The organism is Paenibacillus terrigena DSM 21567 (genome assembly GCF_000374845.1).
Taxonomy (GTDB): Bacteria; Bacillota; Bacilli; order Paenibacillales; family Paenibacillaceae; genus Paenibacillus_K; species Paenibacillus_K terrigena.
In genome coordinates this window covers 346618-365031 of the sequence record NZ_KB895417.1, presented here as the reverse complement: position 1 = coordinate 365031, position 18414 = coordinate 346618, and the positions used below count along the sequence as shown (strand labels likewise).

General features: G+C 46.9%; 18 protein-coding genes and 1 riboswitch. Of the genes, 7 read left to right on the top strand and 11 right to left on the bottom strand.

Annotated elements, in window-relative coordinates:
• Nucleotides 1-239: 239 nt before the first annotated feature.
• Complete coding sequence (gene cmpA, locus C558_RS33230) at nt 240-374, top strand: cortex morphogenetic protein CmpA (protein WP_018757645.1); 135 nt, start codon at nt 240-242, stop codon at nt 372-374.
• Nucleotides 375-554: 180 nt separating this feature from the next.
• On the opposite strand, the gene C558_RS0117770 is transcribed toward cmpA, so the two are convergent.
• From C558_RS0117770 to C558_RS0117750, 5 genes are all read right to left on the bottom strand, one after another.
• Nucleotides 555-2759, bottom strand: coding sequence for a Tex family protein (locus C558_RS0117770; protein WP_018757644.1), 2205 nt, complete (start codon nt 2757-2759; stop codon nt 555-557).
• Nucleotides 2760-2854: 95 nt separating this feature from the next.
• Nucleotides 2855-3205: a type II toxin-antitoxin system PemK/MazF family toxin gene (locus C558_RS0117765; protein WP_026263981.1), complete on the bottom strand. Its 351-nt coding sequence runs from the start codon at nt 3203-3205 to the stop codon at nt 2855-2857.
• Between the two features lie 3 nt (nt 3206-3208).
• The gene (locus C558_RS0117760) at nt 3209-3490 is read right to left on the bottom strand and encodes a CopG family ribbon-helix-helix protein (RefSeq protein WP_018757642.1); all 282 of its coding nucleotides are present in this window, start codon (nt 3488-3490) and stop codon (nt 3209-3211) included.
• Between the two features lie 239 nt (nt 3491-3729).
• Nucleotides 3730-4908 carry an alanine racemase gene (gene alr / locus C558_RS0117755; protein WP_018757641.1) on the bottom strand — a complete coding sequence of 393 codons (1179 nt, stop codon included), beginning with the start codon at nt 4906-4908 and terminating at the stop codon, nt 3730-3732.
• Between the two features lie 198 nt (nt 4909-5106).
• On the bottom strand, nt 5107-6192 hold the full coding sequence (locus tag C558_RS0117750) for a LolA family protein (RefSeq protein ID WP_018757640.1): 1086 nt from the start codon (nt 6190-6192) through the stop codon (nt 5107-5109).
• 130 nt (nt 6193-6322) lie between these two features.
• Here C558_RS0117750 and C558_RS33875 point away from each other — a divergent pair, with 130 nt between their 5' ends.
• Nucleotides 6323-6649, top strand: coding sequence for a hypothetical protein (locus C558_RS33875; RefSeq protein WP_156826171.1), 327 nt, complete (start codon nt 6323-6325; stop codon nt 6647-6649).
• Nucleotides 6650-6679: 30 nt separating this feature from the next.
• On the opposite strand, the gene C558_RS0117745 is transcribed toward C558_RS33875, so the two are convergent.
• Nucleotides 6680-7354 (bottom strand): DUF559 domain-containing protein, encoded by a 675-nt coding sequence (locus tag C558_RS0117745; protein WP_018757639.1) that lies wholly within the window; start codon nt 7352-7354, stop codon nt 6680-6682.
• 600 nt (nt 7355-7954) lie between these two features.
• Complete coding sequence (locus C558_RS0117740) at nt 7955-8506, bottom strand: GbsR/MarR family transcriptional regulator (protein WP_018757638.1); 552 nt, start codon at nt 8504-8506, stop codon at nt 7955-7957.
• Between the two features lie 361 nt (nt 8507-8867).
• On the opposite strand from C558_RS0117740, the gene C558_RS0117735 reads away from it, so the two are divergent.
• From C558_RS0117735 to mgtA, 4 genes are all read left to right on the top strand, one after another.
• Complete coding sequence (locus C558_RS0117735) at nt 8868-10070, top strand: quaternary amine ABC transporter ATP-binding protein (RefSeq protein WP_018757637.1); 1203 nt, start codon at nt 8868-8870, stop codon at nt 10068-10070.
• Nucleotides 10063-10890, top strand: a complete 828-nt coding sequence (locus C558_RS0117730) for an ABC transporter permease (RefSeq protein ID WP_018757636.1) — start codon at nt 10063-10065, stop codon at nt 10888-10890. The genes C558_RS0117735 and C558_RS0117730 overlap by 8 nt, the downstream gene beginning before the upstream one ends.
• A 37-nt stretch (nt 10891-10927) precedes the next feature.
• Nucleotides 10928-11860 carry a glycine betaine ABC transporter substrate-binding protein gene (locus C558_RS0117725; protein ID WP_018757635.1) on the top strand — a complete coding sequence of 311 codons (933 nt, stop codon included), beginning with the start codon at nt 10928-10930 and terminating at the stop codon, nt 11858-11860.
• Nucleotides 11861-12000: 140 nt separating this feature from the next.
• A riboswitch (M-box (ykoK) riboswitch) is annotated at nt 12001-12175 on the top strand.
• Nucleotides 12176-12525: 350 nt separating this feature from the next.
• Nucleotides 12526-15159, top strand: coding sequence for a magnesium-translocating P-type ATPase (mgtA, locus tag C558_RS0117720; RefSeq protein ID WP_018757634.1), 2634 nt, complete (start codon nt 12526-12528; stop codon nt 15157-15159).
• A 53-nt stretch (nt 15160-15212) separates the two neighbouring features.
• On the opposite strand, the gene C558_RS0117715 is transcribed toward mgtA, so the two are convergent.
• Together C558_RS0117715 and C558_RS0117710 are read right to left on the bottom strand one after the other, a co-directional pair.
• Nucleotides 15213-15395: an H-type small acid-soluble spore protein gene (locus C558_RS0117715; RefSeq protein WP_018757633.1), complete on the bottom strand. Its 183-nt coding sequence runs from the start codon at nt 15393-15395 to the stop codon at nt 15213-15215.
• On the bottom strand, nt 15396-15827 hold the full coding sequence (locus C558_RS0117710) for a CBS domain-containing protein (protein ID WP_018757632.1): 432 nt from the start codon (nt 15825-15827) through the stop codon (nt 15396-15398).
• A gap of 133 nt (nt 15828-15960) precedes the next feature.
• On the opposite strand from C558_RS0117710, the gene C558_RS31310 reads away from it, so the two are divergent.
• Nucleotides 15961-17016 carry a glycosyl hydrolase family 18 protein gene (locus tag C558_RS31310; protein ID WP_018757631.1) on the top strand — a complete coding sequence of 352 codons (1056 nt, stop codon included), beginning with the start codon at nt 15961-15963 and terminating at the stop codon, nt 17014-17016.
• 48 nt (nt 17017-17064) lie between these two features.
• On the opposite strand, the gene C558_RS0117700 is transcribed toward C558_RS31310, so the two are convergent.
• Both C558_RS0117700 and C558_RS0117695 read right to left on the bottom strand, forming a co-directional pair.
• Nucleotides 17065-17772 carry a DUF421 domain-containing protein gene (locus C558_RS0117700; RefSeq protein ID WP_018757630.1) on the bottom strand — a complete coding sequence of 236 codons (708 nt, stop codon included), beginning with the start codon at nt 17770-17772 and terminating at the stop codon, nt 17065-17067.
• A 103-nt stretch (nt 17773-17875) separates the two neighbouring features.
• The gene (locus C558_RS0117695; RefSeq protein WP_018757629.1) at nt 17876-18400 is read right to left on the bottom strand and encodes a DUF4352 domain-containing protein; all 525 of its coding nucleotides are present in this window, start codon (nt 18398-18400) and stop codon (nt 17876-17878) included.
• Nucleotides 18401-18414: the final 14 nt, after the last annotated feature.

The window sequence follows — 18414 nt, the reverse complement described above, 5'->3', positions numbered from 1 at the left end:
AAAAAGCCCCACAAAGTGGAGTAATGGCTTCGAAGCGGAATCAGGTACTTTGCGGGGACCCCGGGAACATACAAAACAACTCACAAAGTGAGGCCTTGGCTGTGATGTCAATTCAGTTGCTTTGCGGGGACCCCAAAGGCATATAAGTTTTATTCCTTGTCATCTGCAACAGGACGTGCACAGGATCGCCTTTCCGCCCATATGGTAATATTACACCAGGTTTGGGAGGAGGAAGGGCAATGCCGCAATGGCTGTGCAATCAACTCATGAAAGCCTTCCACAAAAAAGACCGTCGGCAAATCAAGTTATTAAATGATTGTTGGTTCTTCTATTCACGAAGATCCATGTCCACTCACGAAGAGACACAAGGATAAGCGACTTCGTCGTCCTTGTAAGGACGGGAAACGTATAAGCGAGAAATATAAGAACAGTTTATTCGTGAAACTTATAAATTCTTATATTTTCGAAAATGTAACAGGGTAGCGCCCAGGACATCATCTACTGAAGTCCCACGGGCCGCTACCCTGTTTTATGCTATAAGCGCTCTGTAATGGTTAAGATGGTTTGCGCATCGTTAACCCAACACGCCCCTTCTTCTCATCCACATTAAGGACCCATACCGTCACGTTATCACCGACCGAGACCACGTCCATCGGATGCTTCACGAACTTGTCGCTGAGCTGTGAAATATGGACAAGCCCGTCATTCTTGATCCCGATATCCACGAAGGCTCCGAAGTCGATTACATTGCGAACCGTTCCGGCAAGCTCCATCCCTGGCGTTAGATCTTCCAGCTTGAGCACGTCCGTACGGAAAATCGGCGGCGACAGCTCCTCACGCGGATCTCGGCCTGGGCGCTGCAAGCTGTCTAGAATATCACGGAGCGTCGGAACACCAACCCCGAGTTGATCCGCTACACCCGATGGATCAACGGTCGAGAGCGCCGCTGCAAGCTCCTTCGAGCCCACTTGATCAAGCTCATAACGCAGCTCTTTGAACAATTGATCTACGACATTGTAGGATTCCGGGTGAATCGGCGTCCGATCGAGTGGATTCTCTCCATCACTAATTCGCATGAAGCCAATACACTGCTCATACGTTTTCGCCCCGAGACGTGGTACCTTCTGCAATTGCTTCCGTGAGGTGAATTTGCCATTCTCTTCACGGTACTTCACGATATTCTTCGCAATCGTGCTGTTCACGCCTGCGACGTACGACAGGAGGGAAGGTGACGCCGTATTCACATCGACACCGACATGGTTCACGGCTGACTCGACGACTGCGCCCAAGCTCTCTTCTAATCGTTTCTGCGTTACATCATGCTGATATTGTCCGACCCCAATTGCCTTCGGATCAATCTTCACCAATTCCGCGAGTGGATCTTGCATCCGACGTGCAATCGATACGGCGCTGCGCTCAGCGACATCCAGATCCGGGAACTCTTCCTGGGCAATCTTCGATGCGGAATACACACTGGCACCCGCTTCACTAACGATCAGATATTGCAATCCGCGTCCTTTGTTCTTGCTCATCACATCCACGACGAACTGCTCCGTCTCCCGCGATGCTGTACCGTTACCTATGACAATGAGTTCGATGTCATATTTGCTAATCAATCGGTTGAAGATCACTTCCGCTTCTGCAACCTTATTATTCGGTGCTGTCGGATACGTCACCGCTACCTCAAGCAGCTTGCCCGTCTCATCCACGACTGCCAGCTTGCAGCCTGTCCGGAATGCCGGATCGACGCCTAACACGCATTTCCCTTTGACAGGGGGCTGCAAGAGTAAGTTCCGAAGATTGCCTGCGAAGATTTGAATCGCTTGCTCCTCCGCCTTCACGGTTAATTCATTACGTACCTCACGCTCAATCGACGGTGCAATGAGTCGCTTGTATGCATCCTCAATCATCGCCGTCAAAATATCTTGAACGACGGAGGCGCCCCGAAGAATCTGCTTGCCAATGTACTGATGTATACGATCTGTCTGCACATCAATCGATACTTTGAGGATATCTTCTCGTTCTCCACGGTTAATAGCGAGTGTACGGTGCGGCGGCAGCTTCTTGATCGGTTCCTGATAGGCATAATACATTTCATAGACCGATTCCTGCTCCGCATCCTTCGCTTCCGTACGAAGAAGTCCTTGATCTACTGTGTATTGACGCACCCACGCTCGAATTTTCGCATCATCCGCAATGATTTCTGCCAGGATATCCATCGCGCCTTGTAATGCTTCCTCCGCGCTTGCTACCCCTTTTTCGGCGTCTACGTATGCAGCAGCCTCTTGCAGGGCATCCCCTTGTTTCGGCTGTACCCATATCCATGCAGACAAAGGCTCTAGCCCTTTCTCCTTCGCCACACTCGCTCTCGTCTTCCGCTTCTGACGGTATGGACGATATAAATCTTCAACCTCTTGCAGCTTCTCTGCGCTTACAATCGCCTTCTGCAGCTCTTCCGTCAACTTCCCTTGTTCATCAATGATACGGATCACTTCACGCTTCCGCTCTTCTAAGTTACGCAAATAATGCAATCGATCTTCAATGGAGCGAAGCTGATTCTCATCCAGCTCTCCCGTCATTTCTTTTCGGTAACGTGCTATGAACGGGATTGTATTCCCTTCGTCAAGCAATTGGACGGTCGTCCGCACCTGCTTCAGCGCGAGCCCAATCTCCTTCGCCATCTGCTTCATTATACGTTCGAGTTCCGCGGCCTTCATTGCTTCTTCTGCTGTTCCAGCCACCGTTGTCTGTTCCGTCATTCACAATCCCTCACTTTGTTAACATACTTCTTCTATTGTCTCAAAATGACAAAAAAAAACAAGGGCTCTCGAAGAACCCTCGCAAGTCTAGTACTTCAAAATTCGATTAATCCAATGCTGATCTGGAGACCGTCGTCTACCTTACGCATCGTTTCCTCATCAAGATGAGTGATCTTATCGGTAAGCCGCTGCTTATCGATGGTTCGAATCTGTTCGAGCAAAATAACAGAGTCCCTGTCAAATCCGTGGGTCTCTGCATCAATTTCCACATGCGTCGGCAGCTTTGCCTTCTGAATTTGCGCTGTAATAGCCGCGACGATGACGGTTGGGCTGAAGCGATTGCCGATGTCATTCTGGATAATCAATACAGGTCTTACCCCACCTTGCTCCGAACCGACGACAGGCGAGAGATCCGCAAAAAATACGTCGCCACGCTTCACTATCAATGGTTACACCCCGCTCACTAGACGACCAAGAGTGCCCTCCGCATCTTCCTCCGCGTAAAATGCTTCCGATGCCATGGTCAAATTAATTTTGGCCATCTCCATATAGCCACGTTGCATCGATTCCCGGATATACCGTTTCTTCCGATCCATTAAATACAACTTCATTGCTTGCCGAATAAATTCACTTCGGTTGGAATTTTCCTTTGCCACGATCCCATCCACTTCTTGCAGCAGATTGTCCGGCAGACTGATCATGATCCTTTTCGTGTTCTGAACATTGGACACTTTTACTCGCACCCCCACAAACTTTCAACAACAATTAATACCAGTATGTCGATAACCGAGGAAATTTATACAAAAGAATATATATGCTTGATATATACCAAGTATGATCACTGGATTAGCATATGCCCGCGAATCGGGTGTTATCGGCTGCTATACTCATGTACTTATTCGAGAATAGGATGCGAAAACCCTTTAAATACGACAATGAAATTATTGGTAAATATTGCTGTAGTTCACTTTTATATCAATCGATTGTCAATTTCAACTGGCACACCGTCACGCATATAGATACGCGGTACACGATTGGCCAGCATACAGATGATCTCATAATTGATTGTACCTGTATGTACTGCAATTTCTTCAACACGAATCTGTTCTTCGCCTTGTGAGCCGATCAGGACAACATCTTCCCCAGCCTGAATCTCCTCTACATCAGCTCCCAGATTGCTTAACTGCACCATGCATTGATCCATACAAATCGTACCTACGACAGGTACACGTTGACCTCGGATCAATACTTCCACTTTACCGCTCATCATGCGTGAAAATCCGTCAGCATAACCGACAGGCAACGTTCCGATGCACTCATCTTCCTGCTCGGTGATATATCGTTTGCCATAACTAATCCCGATATCTTTCGGCAGCCGTTTCACGCGTGTGAGACTCGTCCGCACCGTCAATATCGGCTCGAGCTCTACCCGCTCCTTGAGCACTTCTTCGGAAGGATAAAGTCCGTATAAGCTAATTCCTAGACGCAGCATATTACCTGTCAATTCAGGCAGATCAATCCCTGTTGCACTATTCCCTGTATGAATGATGGGAAGCGTGATGCCGCGCGCTTGCAACATATCAACCGTTGCTTGAAAACGCCGATGCTGCCCCATTGTATATTCCTTATCTACCTCGTCTGCACAGGAGAAATGTGTGTACATGCCTTCGACTTCAACCTGCGGCAAAGCAAGCATCTGTTCCACAAAATCTGCTGCTTCCTTACCATATAAAAGTCCGAGTCTGCCCATTCCTGAGTCCACTTTGATGTGAACCTTAAGCTGCTGCGGGTCTTGAGGTAAGGCTGCAATTGCCGCTGCAACCTCTTCACTGAACACGGTTAGTGTAACACCATGTTGTCTTGCAACAGCAACCCCTTCGGGGCCTGTATATCCTAGGACGAGTATTGGCGTCTGTATTCCTGCATCACGCAGTTGAAGGGCTTCATCCAAAAACGCTACGCTCAAATAATCGATACCGAGCCGCTCCGCTTCGCGTGAAACGCCAACCGCTCCATGTCCATACGCATTCGCTTTGACACAAGCGAGAAGCTTCGTGTCTGCTGGAATCAAGCTGCGGAATGCCTCGATGTTATGCCGCAATGCGTTTAATGAAATCTCAGCCCGTGTCGGGCGATAATATGAATTCAATAACTCCACCTTCTCTTCAAGCGTCACAAAGTCCGATTCTAATACACATTATTTAATCCTAACGGCCTGGAACTGTCAATGCAATGCACTTAATCATGGAATTTAATATATTTTTTTCCAATTAAATAGGTTCGAAAAGAAAAAGCTGTGCTTGCGGGCATTGTTCTACCCTTCGCACAGCTTCATCCTATTAGGTTCTTATTTACCGGATTGATCGATCAGGGAAGTTGCAATGCTGACCATCTCGGACTGCGGCAGGTCTGCACTGGAGAGACGGTATTCGATACCTTCATCCGTCATCCAAGTTAATGTGCGCTGTTCTGTGCCTGTCAGATGACCGATTGTAAAACCAAGGTCAACGCTCTCGCCGTTCATAATCGCCACTTTACGATCTTGAGGTCTAGATTCGCGAAGGGTGAAGTTATAATCACCTGAATATCTGAGAAGCACGGCATAATCTGGCGCATCCGAAATTTCTTTGGCATCCTGCAGCGTCACGTTTGCTGGAATATAACCTGGCTCAATCATACCGAATGGACCCAAATCTTGTGTTGGTTCAGCCGTTGTCTCCTTGCTCGGCTCCGTGGATGGTTCTCCTTCCTTCGTGGAAGCTGCTGGATCACCCGTCGTAGGCAAGACCTCGATGTTCATACCTGTTGTCATGTTGCGCTGCATCTCGAAGGAGTCCTTCTCGAATTTCGCATTGAAATCGAATTGGTCGAATTTCACCTCGACTACGACATTCGAATTCGCATCGGTCACTTGGACTTGTTTAGGCGCATACGTCTCTTTATTTAACCAAATCTTCTGGCGAACCAGCGCACTCGTCTGGTAATTCGCTAGCACATCGAACACGTAAGATTCCTTCTCCGATGCGAACTGGCGCGTATTGTCTTGAAGGATGCTATGTACCAAGGTTTGGTAAAGGTAGACCTGACCTTGTTTCTCCGGCCAATCGCTCTGGAAGCGGAAGCTCTTGTTCAAGCTAGGCGTCAAGACGAACACGCCTTCATCGTTGCGCAAGACGATTTGAGTAATATCTTTCTTGGCATTTTTGAGCGCAATGCGGTAGTACGATGGATTCTGATACCACACTTCAACCTGATACTCCTGCGGCTGCTGTCCCGTATGCAGTGTCATCGTACCTGATCCTTGATAACTCGATAGTTTGCTGACCACATGATCCAAATCCTTGACAATCGCTGCTGCATCTTTTGTCCCACACCCTGATAGCAAAAATGTTACACACATCACTATGGCCGTTATCCATGTGATCCGACGCATGAAATCATCCCCTCTGCACAATTGTTAATTCATTGATACATGTCTATGAGGGATCTTGGCCAATTATGCAGACTAGCATGACAAGCGTGACAACCTCTTTGTTGAGCTTGTCCGGGGGAGGGGGCTGGTGGTGTGCGCGGCGACGAGGGAAATAACTGCTTTTAAGCAGTTATTTCGGACGGGACGCAGCATGGCGGGACATTTAACTGCATTTGTGCAGTTATTTAACTCGTTTCACCGCTGGTCCGGCCATTTAACTGCATTTATGCAGTTATTTCGCTCGTTCCGCTGCCGTTCAGGACATTTAACTGCATTTGTGCAGTTATTTCGGACGTTCCGCTGCCGTTCAGGACATTTAACTGCATTTGTGCAGTTATTTCGGACGGGACGCCACAGGGCTGGCCATTTAACTGCTTCTGGGCAGCTATTCCGGACGGTATGCTGCACAGCGGTCTGATTAACTGCTAATAGGCAGTTTATTCGTCAATCACCATATCATCTCGCCCATTGGCTTCCCTCCTAAGCCATACTTTGTTACTCGGACACCATTCCCACTATGAATCGGTGTAAGGTAACCTTTTGTGCACAACTCCTGCAATAAACGAACTGCCGTGCGGTGACCCAGGCACAAATGCGTCTCAATATCCTTCGGGCGGAGGGGCTGCGCCATTTGATAAGCCAATCGCATAGCCTCCCGCTCATCGCGCGAAGCAAGTCCATCAGACTCTCCAATGCTGTGGTATCGACTCATAACCATCCTCAGCAGTGTTATACATAACTCCGGGCGATCAGCCACATCATCGTAAGCAAATGAGATGATCCGATAACCCATCGCTTGCAGAAATGTGTCTCGATTCAGCTCATGACAATAACGTTTGCGATCCATATCCCGAACATGGGGGCCATAGCCTTTGATCTCTATGATCAATCTGAGATCTCCCGTTATCCATGCAAAGTCCGCAAAATATGACCGTCCCCGCCAGTCCGCCACCTCATATTCCGGATGTAGCTGCGCAAAACTGCCTACCACAGGCCACCAAACATAGCGCACAAAAAGCTCCTCCCCGTGCTGATGTCCGCGTTCCAACCGACCTTTTCGCTCGCCCGATCTCCTTTTCATATGGGAATTGATCCAAACCTCATGCGCTTTCTCATATTCCAACGTCATCATCTCCATTCAGTACACAACAAAAAAACGCCCCTGTTCTTATCTAACGATAAGCAGAGACGTTCTTCGTCATGTGAAATATTCCATTTCTCTCATCATACCCACTCCAGTGCGTGATATCAAGACGCAGAGTGCAAGGTTTGGAATCCTGCGGGCGGTGGGCGAAATAACTGCTTTTTAGCAGTTATTTCGGTCTGGACTCGGCATAGCGAACCAAATAATTGCTTTTAAGCAGTTATTTCTACCGTGACGCAGCATAGCGGGCCATTTAACTGCTTTTTAGCAGTTATTTCGACCTGGACTCGGCATAGCGATCCAAATAACTGCTTTTTAGCAGTTATTTCTGCCATGACGCAGCATAGCGAGCCATTTAACTGCTTTTTGACAGTTATTTCGCTCCAGACGCGGCACGGTGAACCAAATAACTGCTATTTAGCAGTTATTTCGGCATTACGCACTGCAGCCACAGGTTAGCGCCAACCCAGCCGCGCCCGAAATACACAAAAACGTCTCTGCTGTTCAGCAGAGACGCTCTTCGCCTTATCCGCCATGCGATGTCCTTCCGCATACGCGCCGCGTTCCGTCGTATCACCACTACTCCTTCGGCACCAACTGATAGATGTCCCCATTCTCTAGGCAGTCAATCAATCGATTCAACCAGGAATAGTACCGAACCGCACCTTCCATCTTCCGCTTGTCCACTTCGAGCACTCCGCGAATAGCCGTATCTTCAGGAATCTCCCGCATCATCCGACTGATCTCTTCAATCGAACGCCGAATGATCTGGATGTTCGTCTCCACCGCTTTGCGCCACTCGATGGCAAAATAGTCCGTAAACGTCTGGTACCAATCATATTCCACCTCATAGAGGTCCTTGCGGGAGCCTTTCTCCCACACTTTATTCACCATATTCAAATCAAGCAGCGTACGCATACTGGTACTCATGCTTGTTTTACTCATACTCATTTCCCGACCCATCTCATCGAGGGTCATCGGCTTGTCCGCGAAAAAAAGAAGGCCGTACAAATGCCCGGTAGATAACGTAACGCCGTATAAATCCATATTGCGCCCGATCGCCTCGATGACACGTTTGCGTACGCGAAGCACAGTGCTTTGTTCCTCTTGACTTAACTGGTCCAAGCTCATTGCTTGTAACCTCCTATTCTCAATCCATCATAAAGCAGGGCCGTTCTCCGTCCTGCAATGATCTCGCTACATTATTATGAATGATATTGGTAATTATAGTTATACCGTACCGTTTGTGATTTATGCCAAGCGGCAGATCATTGTCTATTTTAAGGAAAGGGAAATTAAATGTAAAGGACCGCAAGTGTGCATTAGATCAAGAAAAATCAGGGAATATCACGTAAGTATACTTTGTACAGTTTTTTCTGTACATACCAAATATACAGAATTTACGGTTGATCAATTGTGACTATCTCTGTTACAATGGGTAGCACATTATACATGCACCGAAGCTACCTATCAACTCAAAGGGGTGAATCGTATGGCTATATTAGAAATCAAAGATGTGATTAAACTGTTCGGACCTAACCAAGAGCAAGGCGTTGCTCTCCTGAAGCAAGGCTATACCAAACAACAGCTAGCCAAAGAAAAACAGATTACGGTCGGGGTCAATCGCGTCAATCTCGATATTCAGCAAGGTGAGATCTTCGTTATTATGGGTCTCTCCGGCAGTGGTAAATCGACGCTCGTACGGATGTTCAACCGTCTTATCGAGCCGACATCCGGTCAAATCCTCGTGCATGGCAAGGACCTGATGAAGATGAACAAAGAACAACTCCGCCATGTTCGCCGCAAGACGATCAGTATGGTGTTCCAGAAATTCGCACTCTTTCCGCATCGCTCCGTTATAGAGAATGTGGAGTACGGGCTAGAAATCCAGAAGGTCGATAAAAAGACACGCCGAGAAAAAGCATTACAGTCGCTAGAACTCGTCGGTCTTAAAGGTTGGGGAGACAAGAAGCCAGATGAGCTCAGCGGCGGGATGCAGCAGCGTGTCGGTCTCGCACGGGCGCTCGCCAACGATCCCGAAGTGCTGCTCATGGATGAAGCCTTCAGCGCGCTTGACCCCCTCATCCGCCGGGATATGCAGGATGAGCTGCTCGAGCTGCAGCTTCGCATGAAGAAGACGATTATCTTCATCACGCATGACCTCGATGAGGCCTTGCGTATCGGTGATCGGATTGCGCTTATGCGTGAAGGTTCGGTCGTCCAAGTGGGTACGCCCGAGGAAATTCTGATGCAGCCGGCGAACCGATTCGTAGAACGTTTCGTGGAAGACGTAGACTTGTCCAAAGTCTTAACCGCCTCCCATGTCATGCGACGTCCCGAGACAATCACGCTCGATCGGGGTCCAAGAACGGCACTACAGCTCATGCGTGAACGCGGTATCTCCAACCTCTTCGTCATTGACCGCTCTAAGCATCTGCTCGGCGTCATTACGGCCGAAGATGCGTCGAACGCTTATAAGCATCATCAGTCTCTCCAAGATATTCTGATCACCGATGGCCCGAAGGTCACGCCTGAACGCTTGATTGGCGAGTTATTCGAAATTACCAGCTCTGCGAAAGTACCGCTGGCCGTTGTAGACAGTGATAACCGATTACTCGGCGTCATTGTCCGTGGGGCGCTTCTCGGTGCATTAGCCGGCGATATCGACTTCAAGGAGGTGACCGATCATGCCTAAAATTCCTATAGCGGAGTGGGTACAGAGTCTTGTGGAATGGATGAGCGATCATCTCTCCGTGCTATTCGATGCCATCTCGCTTATCATTGCAACCGTCGTCGATTTTATTGCGTGGCTGTTCTTGCTCCCGCATCCGATTATTTTCATTCTCATTCTAGGGGTCATTGCGTACTGGGCTGGCCGCATTCCGCTTGCACTGTTCTCCATGATCGGATTCCTATTGATCTATAACCTAGACTATTGGACTCAAACGATGGATAGTCTCGCCCTTGTCATTACGTCCGGGCTCGTCTCCATTTTACTCGGTGTACCGATCGGCATTCTGACAGCCTACAATCGTACAGCATCTCGCATTATCATTCCGATTCTGGATTTTATGCAGACGATGCCTGCCTTTGTATACTTGTTGCCTGCGGTTACCTTTTTCAGCCTTGGCGTCGTGCCTGGGGTTATTGCATCGGTTATTTTCTCCATCCCCCCTACCATTCGGTTAACGCAGCTTGGAATCAAACAGGTACCGGAGGAACTGGTCGAGGCATCGAACGCCTTTGGATCGACTGCATTCCAGAAGTTATTCAAGGTTCAATTGCCTTTGGCGATGCCAACGCTCATGGCCGGTGTGAACCAGACCATCATGCTCTCGCTATCTATGGTCGTCATCGCATCCATGATCGGAGCACAAGGGATCGGAGCGGAAGTCTATCGCGCCGTTACGCAGCTCCAGATCGGTAAAGGCTTCGAGGCAGGTCTTGTCGTGGTTATTCTAGCGATTGTGCTTGACCGTCTGAGTCAGAATATATTCAAGACGAAGAAGAGATAAGTAACACTCTCCCTATTCACGAAAGGAGTGAACAGAATTGCGTAATTTGAAAACGATCCAAGTCGTTCTGGTTAGTCTCCTGATGATCACATTGCTATCGGGTTGTCTCAATCCAGACCGCCGAACATTAGGTGAGACGATACCGAAGAGCAATAAATCAATAACTTCCGATGAATCTGTAGGGGCACAGACGAACTATCAGATTATTGGGATTGATCCCGGTGCAGGGATTATGAAGGCGGCGCACAAAGCCCTTCAGGATTATCAATTGACGGATTGGAGTCTCGTGGAAGGATCAGGTGCAGCCATGACTGCTACGCTTGATAAAGCCATTAAGCAACAGAGCCCCATCATCATTACAGGATGGACACCACATTGGATGTTCTCGAAATATAAGCTCAAATATTTGGAGGATCCAAAAAAATCTTTTGGAGAAGCTGAAGAAATCCATACCATTGCCCGTAAAGGCTTAAAGAAGGATCATCCTGTCGCGTATACCTTCCTGGATCGATTCGAATGGACACCGGAAGAGATGGGTCAGATCATGACTGCCATTCAAGAAGGGGTCTCACCTGCTGACGCAGCAAAAACTTGGGCCGAAGCCAATCCAGCACGCATTAAACCATGGATTGAAGGGCTTCAGCCGGTCAAAGGCGATTCGATCAAAATCGGATATGTCGCATGGGATTCAGAGATTGCCAGCACGAATCTACTCAAATATGTGCTTGAGACCAAGCTTGGATATAAGGTTAACGCCTTACAAGTCGAGGCTGGACCCATGTTCACGGGTGTAGCGAATGGCGATGTCGATGTCTCGGCTGCTGCATGGCTGCCATTAACGCATGCGGATTACTGGGCGAAGTATAAGGATAAGCTCGATGATCTCGGACCGAATATGACAGGTGTGAAGACGGGATTTGTTGTACCAGCCTATATGAATATCGAGTCTATAGAAGATTTGCATTCGTAAGCAAAGGCAGACTTAATAAGATAGGCTTATTTCACGTAGCAAGTTCTACCATGCAACATAAGATGATGTTAAATGAGCAGTATGAAGCAAAAAAAAGGTTTGACACTTCCTTTCATCGGGAGTATCATGCGGAAGTATTCATATGTCCTCGTTAGGTGAGGCTCCTATACAAATACAGGCCACTGCCCGGAAACATCGAAAGATGCCAATGGGTAGAACAGGGATTGCCGGATTAAGGCTTTTCATAAGGTGGCTAAGAGATGCATCCATCTCTTTACGTTGTATAGTGCCAAAACTCGACTAGGGGGAACGGATGTTTATTTGCGCGTCCTTAAACCCTCTAGTCCTGCTAGAGGGTTTTTTGTTTTCATTTGAAATTAGGGGGGAACTTCCACATGGACGGTAGTCCGAGTTGTAATTGTTACAGTCATAATCTTCGTACAATGAGGGAGAACGATGTTCTCATCGCTCACATGCATACTCCATGCGTTCGTTCTCGGCGTTCCCTAGCATTAGGGCAGGTCTATTTAACGATGCGTACGTGAGCTGTGAACGAATGACATCACGCTTAATCGGGCAGCTCTCCCTCATCCCGGGGAGAGCTTTTTTAATGCCTATGTATAGCACAATCATCAATCATTGTGCAGTAATTGGAGGGATGACCGATGAAACAACAAAAAACAAATGTAGAAACATGGAACAAAGAAATCGCATCACGGCTTATCGAGGCATCAACATGCCACTTGGACGACTTAATGGAGGATCTGAATTCAAATACACAAGGACTCAGAGAATCCGAGGCTTCACTTAAATTAGAACAGATCGGCAAAAATCAAATTGCGCATGATAAGCCACCTGCATGGTTCATTCAGCTGCTATCCTGCTTCAAAAACCCATTCATTCTCATTCTGCTCGGCCTTGATCTTTTCTCATATTGTACGAATGATACTGTAGCCGTCCTCATTATCAGCATCATGGTATCGATCAGTGTCCTTATCACGTTCACGCAAGAATTCCGCTCGATTCGAACGGCTGAGAAACTGAAAGCCATGGTCAAAACAACGGTTACCGTCACACGGGATCACGTCAAACAAGAAATCGATATGGAGCTGCTCGTGCCCGGCGATTTGATTCACTTCTCGGCAGGAGATCTGGTTCCAGCGGATGTTAGACTGATTGCTTCTAAAGATTTGTTCGTTGCCGAATCTGCACTGACGGGAGAAGCCCTACCCGTTGAGAAACAAGATTCCCTGTCACGGGGAAATATCATCAAGAAACGGACACATCGTCCCATTAATGCGCTTGAACTTCCGAATATGTGCTATATGGGAACGAACATTATAAGTGGTACTGCATCAGCTATCGTCGTATCGACAGGCACATCCACCTATTTTGGCTCGATGACGAAAACTTTAGTCGGCAAGCGCCCGTTGACTAGCTTTGATAAAGGGGTCAATAGTGTAACCTTCGTCATCATTCGTTTTATGCTCGTGATGGTCCCTATTATCTTCTTCATCAACGGCTTTACCAAAGGCGATTGGATGGAGGCCTTCTTCTTCGGTCTATCCGTCGCCGTCGGCTTAACACCTGAAATGCTGCCGATGATTGTAACGGCCAATCTAGCGAAAGGTGCTGCCGTTATGGCACGCAATCAGGTTGTTGTTAAAAAGCTCAACGCCATTCAGAACTTAGGCGCGATGAATATTCTATGTACAGACAAAACAGGCACCCTGACGAAGGACAAAATTATTCTCAAACGGCATCTCGATATTTATGGCAATGATGATGATGAAGTATTGAAGTACGCCTATTTGAACAGCTACCATCAGACGGGATTGAAAAATTTGCTTGATGTCGCCGTGCTGGAACATGCGGAGTTGTCTGACGTGCTTGGTGTAGCGGAAAATTACACGAAAATCGATGAAATCCCATTCGATTTCAATCGGCGCCGGATGTCTGTCGTATTAGAGAAGAACGGCAATGGACATATCTTAATCTGCAAAGGCGCGATGGAAGAAATCCTACACCACTGTACCCATGCGATGGATCATAATCAAATTGTGCCTCTCACAGCGGAGATGAATGCAAATGTCAAGCAGCTCGTAGATAATTTAAATATGGATGGACTGCGCGTTATTGCTGTGGCGATGAAGAAAACTGCACCAAAGCAGGATCCGTATGGCGTACAGGATGAGAGTGATATGACCCTTGTCGGTTACATCGGGTTCCTGGATCCGCCAAAGGAAAGTGCCGCAACTGCAATTCGGGCGTTACAAGAAAACGGCGTTGCCGTCAAGGTGCTTACAGGCGATAATGCCGCGGTCACACGCAGAGTGTGTCAAGAAGTAGGACTGGAGACTGGCCAAATCATCCTAGGAAACGATATCGATCAGCTCTCCGAGGACCAGCTCGCCAATTTGGCTGAGCAGGCAACCGTGTTCGCCAAGCTCAATCCGATGCAAAAATCGCGAATCGTCAGAGCACTTCAGAGCAAGGGACATACGGTCGGGTTCATGGGTGACGGCATCAACGACGCCGCTTCACTCAAAGATGCCGATGTTGGGATTTCTGTGGACACGGCTGTCGATATTGCGAAAGAATCGGCAGACATTATTTTGCTCGAAAAAAGTTTGATGGTACTGGAAAAAGGCATGATCGAAGGCCGTAAAACATTCGGCAATATCATCAAATATATCAAGATGACCGCAAGCTCCAATTTCGGCAATATGTTCAGTGTGCTCGGCGCTAGTATTTTCTTGCCATTCTTGCCAATGCTCCCCATCCATCTGCTAATTCAGAACCTTTTCTATGATATCTCACAGCTATCACTTCCATGGGATCATATGGATAAAGAGTTCTTGGCGAAGCCGAAAAAATGGGATGCCAAATCTGTCGGTAGATTTATGATCTTCATTGGACCGATCAGTTCTATCTTTGATTATGTCACATTCTTCGTCATGTTCCATGTATTCTCGGCTAGCACTGTAGGGGATCAATCCTTGTTCCAATCCGGCTGGTTCATCGAAGGGCTCTTATCGCAGACATTAATCGTGCATATGATTCGAACAGAGAAAATTCCATTTATTCAGAGCAAGGCGAGCTTACCTGTTATATTGCTCACCAGCGTCATTATGATGGTTGGTATTTACATCCCGTTCTCCGCTTTTGGCAGCAGTATCGGATTACAACCATTGCCAATGAGCTATTTCCCTTGGCTTGTTGGCATACTTCTCAGCTATTGCGTGCTTACGCAATGGGTCAAAAAATGGTATATCCGTAGATTTAACGAATGGCTATAAGACAAAAAAGCAGACTGACGACTATAATACTATAGCGTCAGCCTGCTTTTTTGTTATTCGTGCTCGATAAGCATGTGTACTGGAACATTCTGCTCATGTTGCGGATGATCGAGGGGGTATATTCTTGCCATATTATTTTCTTCATTCACATGCTGAATATATACCTGCTCCCCTTCGTAGATCACATTTGCCATGACCGGTGATACAGAAATTTCTAACGCTCTTTGTGTATTCATTTAATGATGCGGCACATCCGTATGCTGGGAAATATCACTTAGCGCTCCGCTGGCTAAATGATCGTAATGATCCTCAGTAGCCAAATCTCCAATTGCAACAATACCGACAAGATTACCGTTCTCGACGACCGCTAAGCGGCGAATCATTTCCTGTGACATGATCTTGGCAGCTTCATCGATGGTTGTATCCGGCGTTGCTGTGACAATGTTCTTCGTCATCACTTCTTCCGCCTGTGCAGAGCCGGGTCGCTTGGCAGCATATCCACGTACCGCAAGATCGCGGTCTGTTACGACACCAATCAGCTTGTCATTTTTCACTACGGGGACGAACCCGATGTTATTCTGCTCCATCATCACTGCGATCTGATGAATATTTTGATCCGGTGCAACGGTTTCAACATCGGTTGACATAATCTCACGTAAAGTTTTCATTAGATCCCTCCTTATTCAGTGGTTAGAATGGCCTGAAACCGTGCTTCTTATTCGAATGAATTCCAATGAGTACGTACGAGAACGCAGGGGAAATATACAATTCGTAAACATCATTTGATGAAGGGATTGTTATATGATGCGACGCTTTATCATCCCCCTGCTGATCTTCGCAGTCATCCTACTGACCTCATGCAATGCTTCAACACAGCCTCCTCCACCAACACAACCACCCAAACAGAAACAAGCTTCGAACTGCGGGAATCGCATCGTCTTGGGATGGAATGCCTTCGGTACAACCGAGAAGTATATAGAACAAAACAATACCGCCCCCAGCCTTAATGTGGTATCTCCTAGCTGGTTCCGATTGGAGGCAGAGCAATTCGTTCAATCAAGTGTTGACCCTAAGTACATCCGTTGGGCGCATCAATCAGGCCACCAAGTATGGCCATTGTTCGGTAATCGATTTGATCCCGAGTTAACGCATCTCGTCCTAAGCAATACAAAGAAACGTGAAAAGTTGATTCATCGCCTGCGCGATATTCTCGTTCATAACGATATCGATGGGATTAATGTTGATTTCGAAAATATAGACATCAAGGATAAAAAAATCTATGTATCCTTTATCCGAGAACTTCAAGAGACTCTTCATCCCCACGGCATTCTCGTCTCTGTCGATGTCAGTCGTGAGAACCCTGATCCATTCTGGTCTGGCAGTTTTGATCGACATGAACTGGGCAAAGCAGCAGATTATATCATTATGATGGGATATGATGAGGATTTAGGCGGCGGAGGGAGAGTCAGTTCCGTTGCATCTCTACCTTGGGTAGAGAAAGGGATCCAGCTATTATTGCGAGATGTACCTGCACGCAAAGTTATTCTTGCTGTTCCCTTCTACACAAGAGATTGGGTTACCGATCTAAAAACGAAGAAAACCGAACAAAAAGATCTTACTTTAATCGAAGTGAAGAAGATTATTGCGGACAAAGGATTAAAGAAGAAATGGGATCCGCAATCCAAACAAAATGTTATCGAGTATACAGAAGAGAATAAAAAACATCAAATATGGGTTGAGGATGAACAATCGATGCAACAGCGGCTAGGCCTTGTTGACCAATATAAGTTACGCGGTACCGCCATCTGGTTTATAGGTCAAGAATCGCCAGAAATTTGGGATGTATTCCGCAAGTAACAACGACGATCGGCTTATTCCGAATACGCTAAGCTCCATTCCTTTGGGCTATTCCTTGTCGATTATATGTTTAATCTGATCCGTATAAGGATCCAAGAACAAATGGCCGTTCGAGCTTTTCACCGCGTAATTGATATCTTTAACCGTAAGGCCTCGCTTCTTCACTTGCTGCAAGAGCCATTCCTTATTTACGTCGCTCAATTTCAGATTATCGTCAATAAGTTCACCATCCATGATGAGCTCAGTCGGAAAGGATTGCTTCTTACTTTTCATCTTGAAATCTTTACGCGTGACAGGCAGATACTCCTCTTTGCGCAGCACGGACAATTTGCCGTTCAGTTCCAACACCGCATATTCGACTTCTTCGATATTGAATATATTTTTTTCGCGCAGCTCCTGATTTAAGGTATCGAGCGTGAATTTCATCTTTCGCATATTGTTCTCTAATATTTGCCCTTCTTGAATAATGATGGTCGGCTGACCGGAGATCCATTTGCGAATCGTCCGGTTTTTCATTGCCAGCACAAGGAACAAATAAGCAATACTGCCGAAAATAAATAGCGAAACGAGCAGCTGCCAACCGTTCATTTTCACATTAAATGCAAGATTGGCGGTTATCGCACCGAGTGTGATCGCTGCAACAAAATCGTGATAGGTCATCTGTGAAATCGTTGCTTTGCCTAGAATCCGAGCGATAACCATCATAATTCCAAAGGAGGCCACTGATCGAATCACAATCTCGAACATCTGGTTCATCTCTTATTCTCCTTATCCCGTTCATTTACCTTATAAGCATGCTGCTAATATGCCCCTAACCACGGAGAAATAAACAGATATTACCAGATGTTCGTCATTGGATTTATAGCGTACGGAATTTAAGATCTTTACAATCGATATAGAAGGAGAACTTTCTCTGTTTGTTTTTCCCCTCTACAGAAAAGCTTAACGTCATATTTCTAACCTTTTTATCTGATAGGGCTTTATAGCTTAACCAACCATACTTTTCTTTGTTCGGTTTGATCGTGCTATCGCCAAAGTCGGGATTATCCTGTGATATGCCCACTGTTTCCTTGGTTTTACCTTGGATCTGAACATTCGCACCTGCGATGCTATGAACCAATTCCGGTATAATCGTCTCATCATCCGTGTTGTTCTTGATCGTGATTTCGAAATCCGTTGTCTCATCCGTCAACCTCACGGCATGGATCGTAACCTCGACATCGTTTATTTTTTGCGTGATGGGTAGCTTCTGAAAATTGTTAGTCTGCTTACTGCTAACCTTGGCTTTAGGCTGTTCACCCTTCGCCGGTAAGCTCGACGCCGCATACGCAGCCCCTGAGAACAAGATCACGCTGCAAATCAATCCTATGAGTACTTTTTTCATTGTCTATCTTTCCT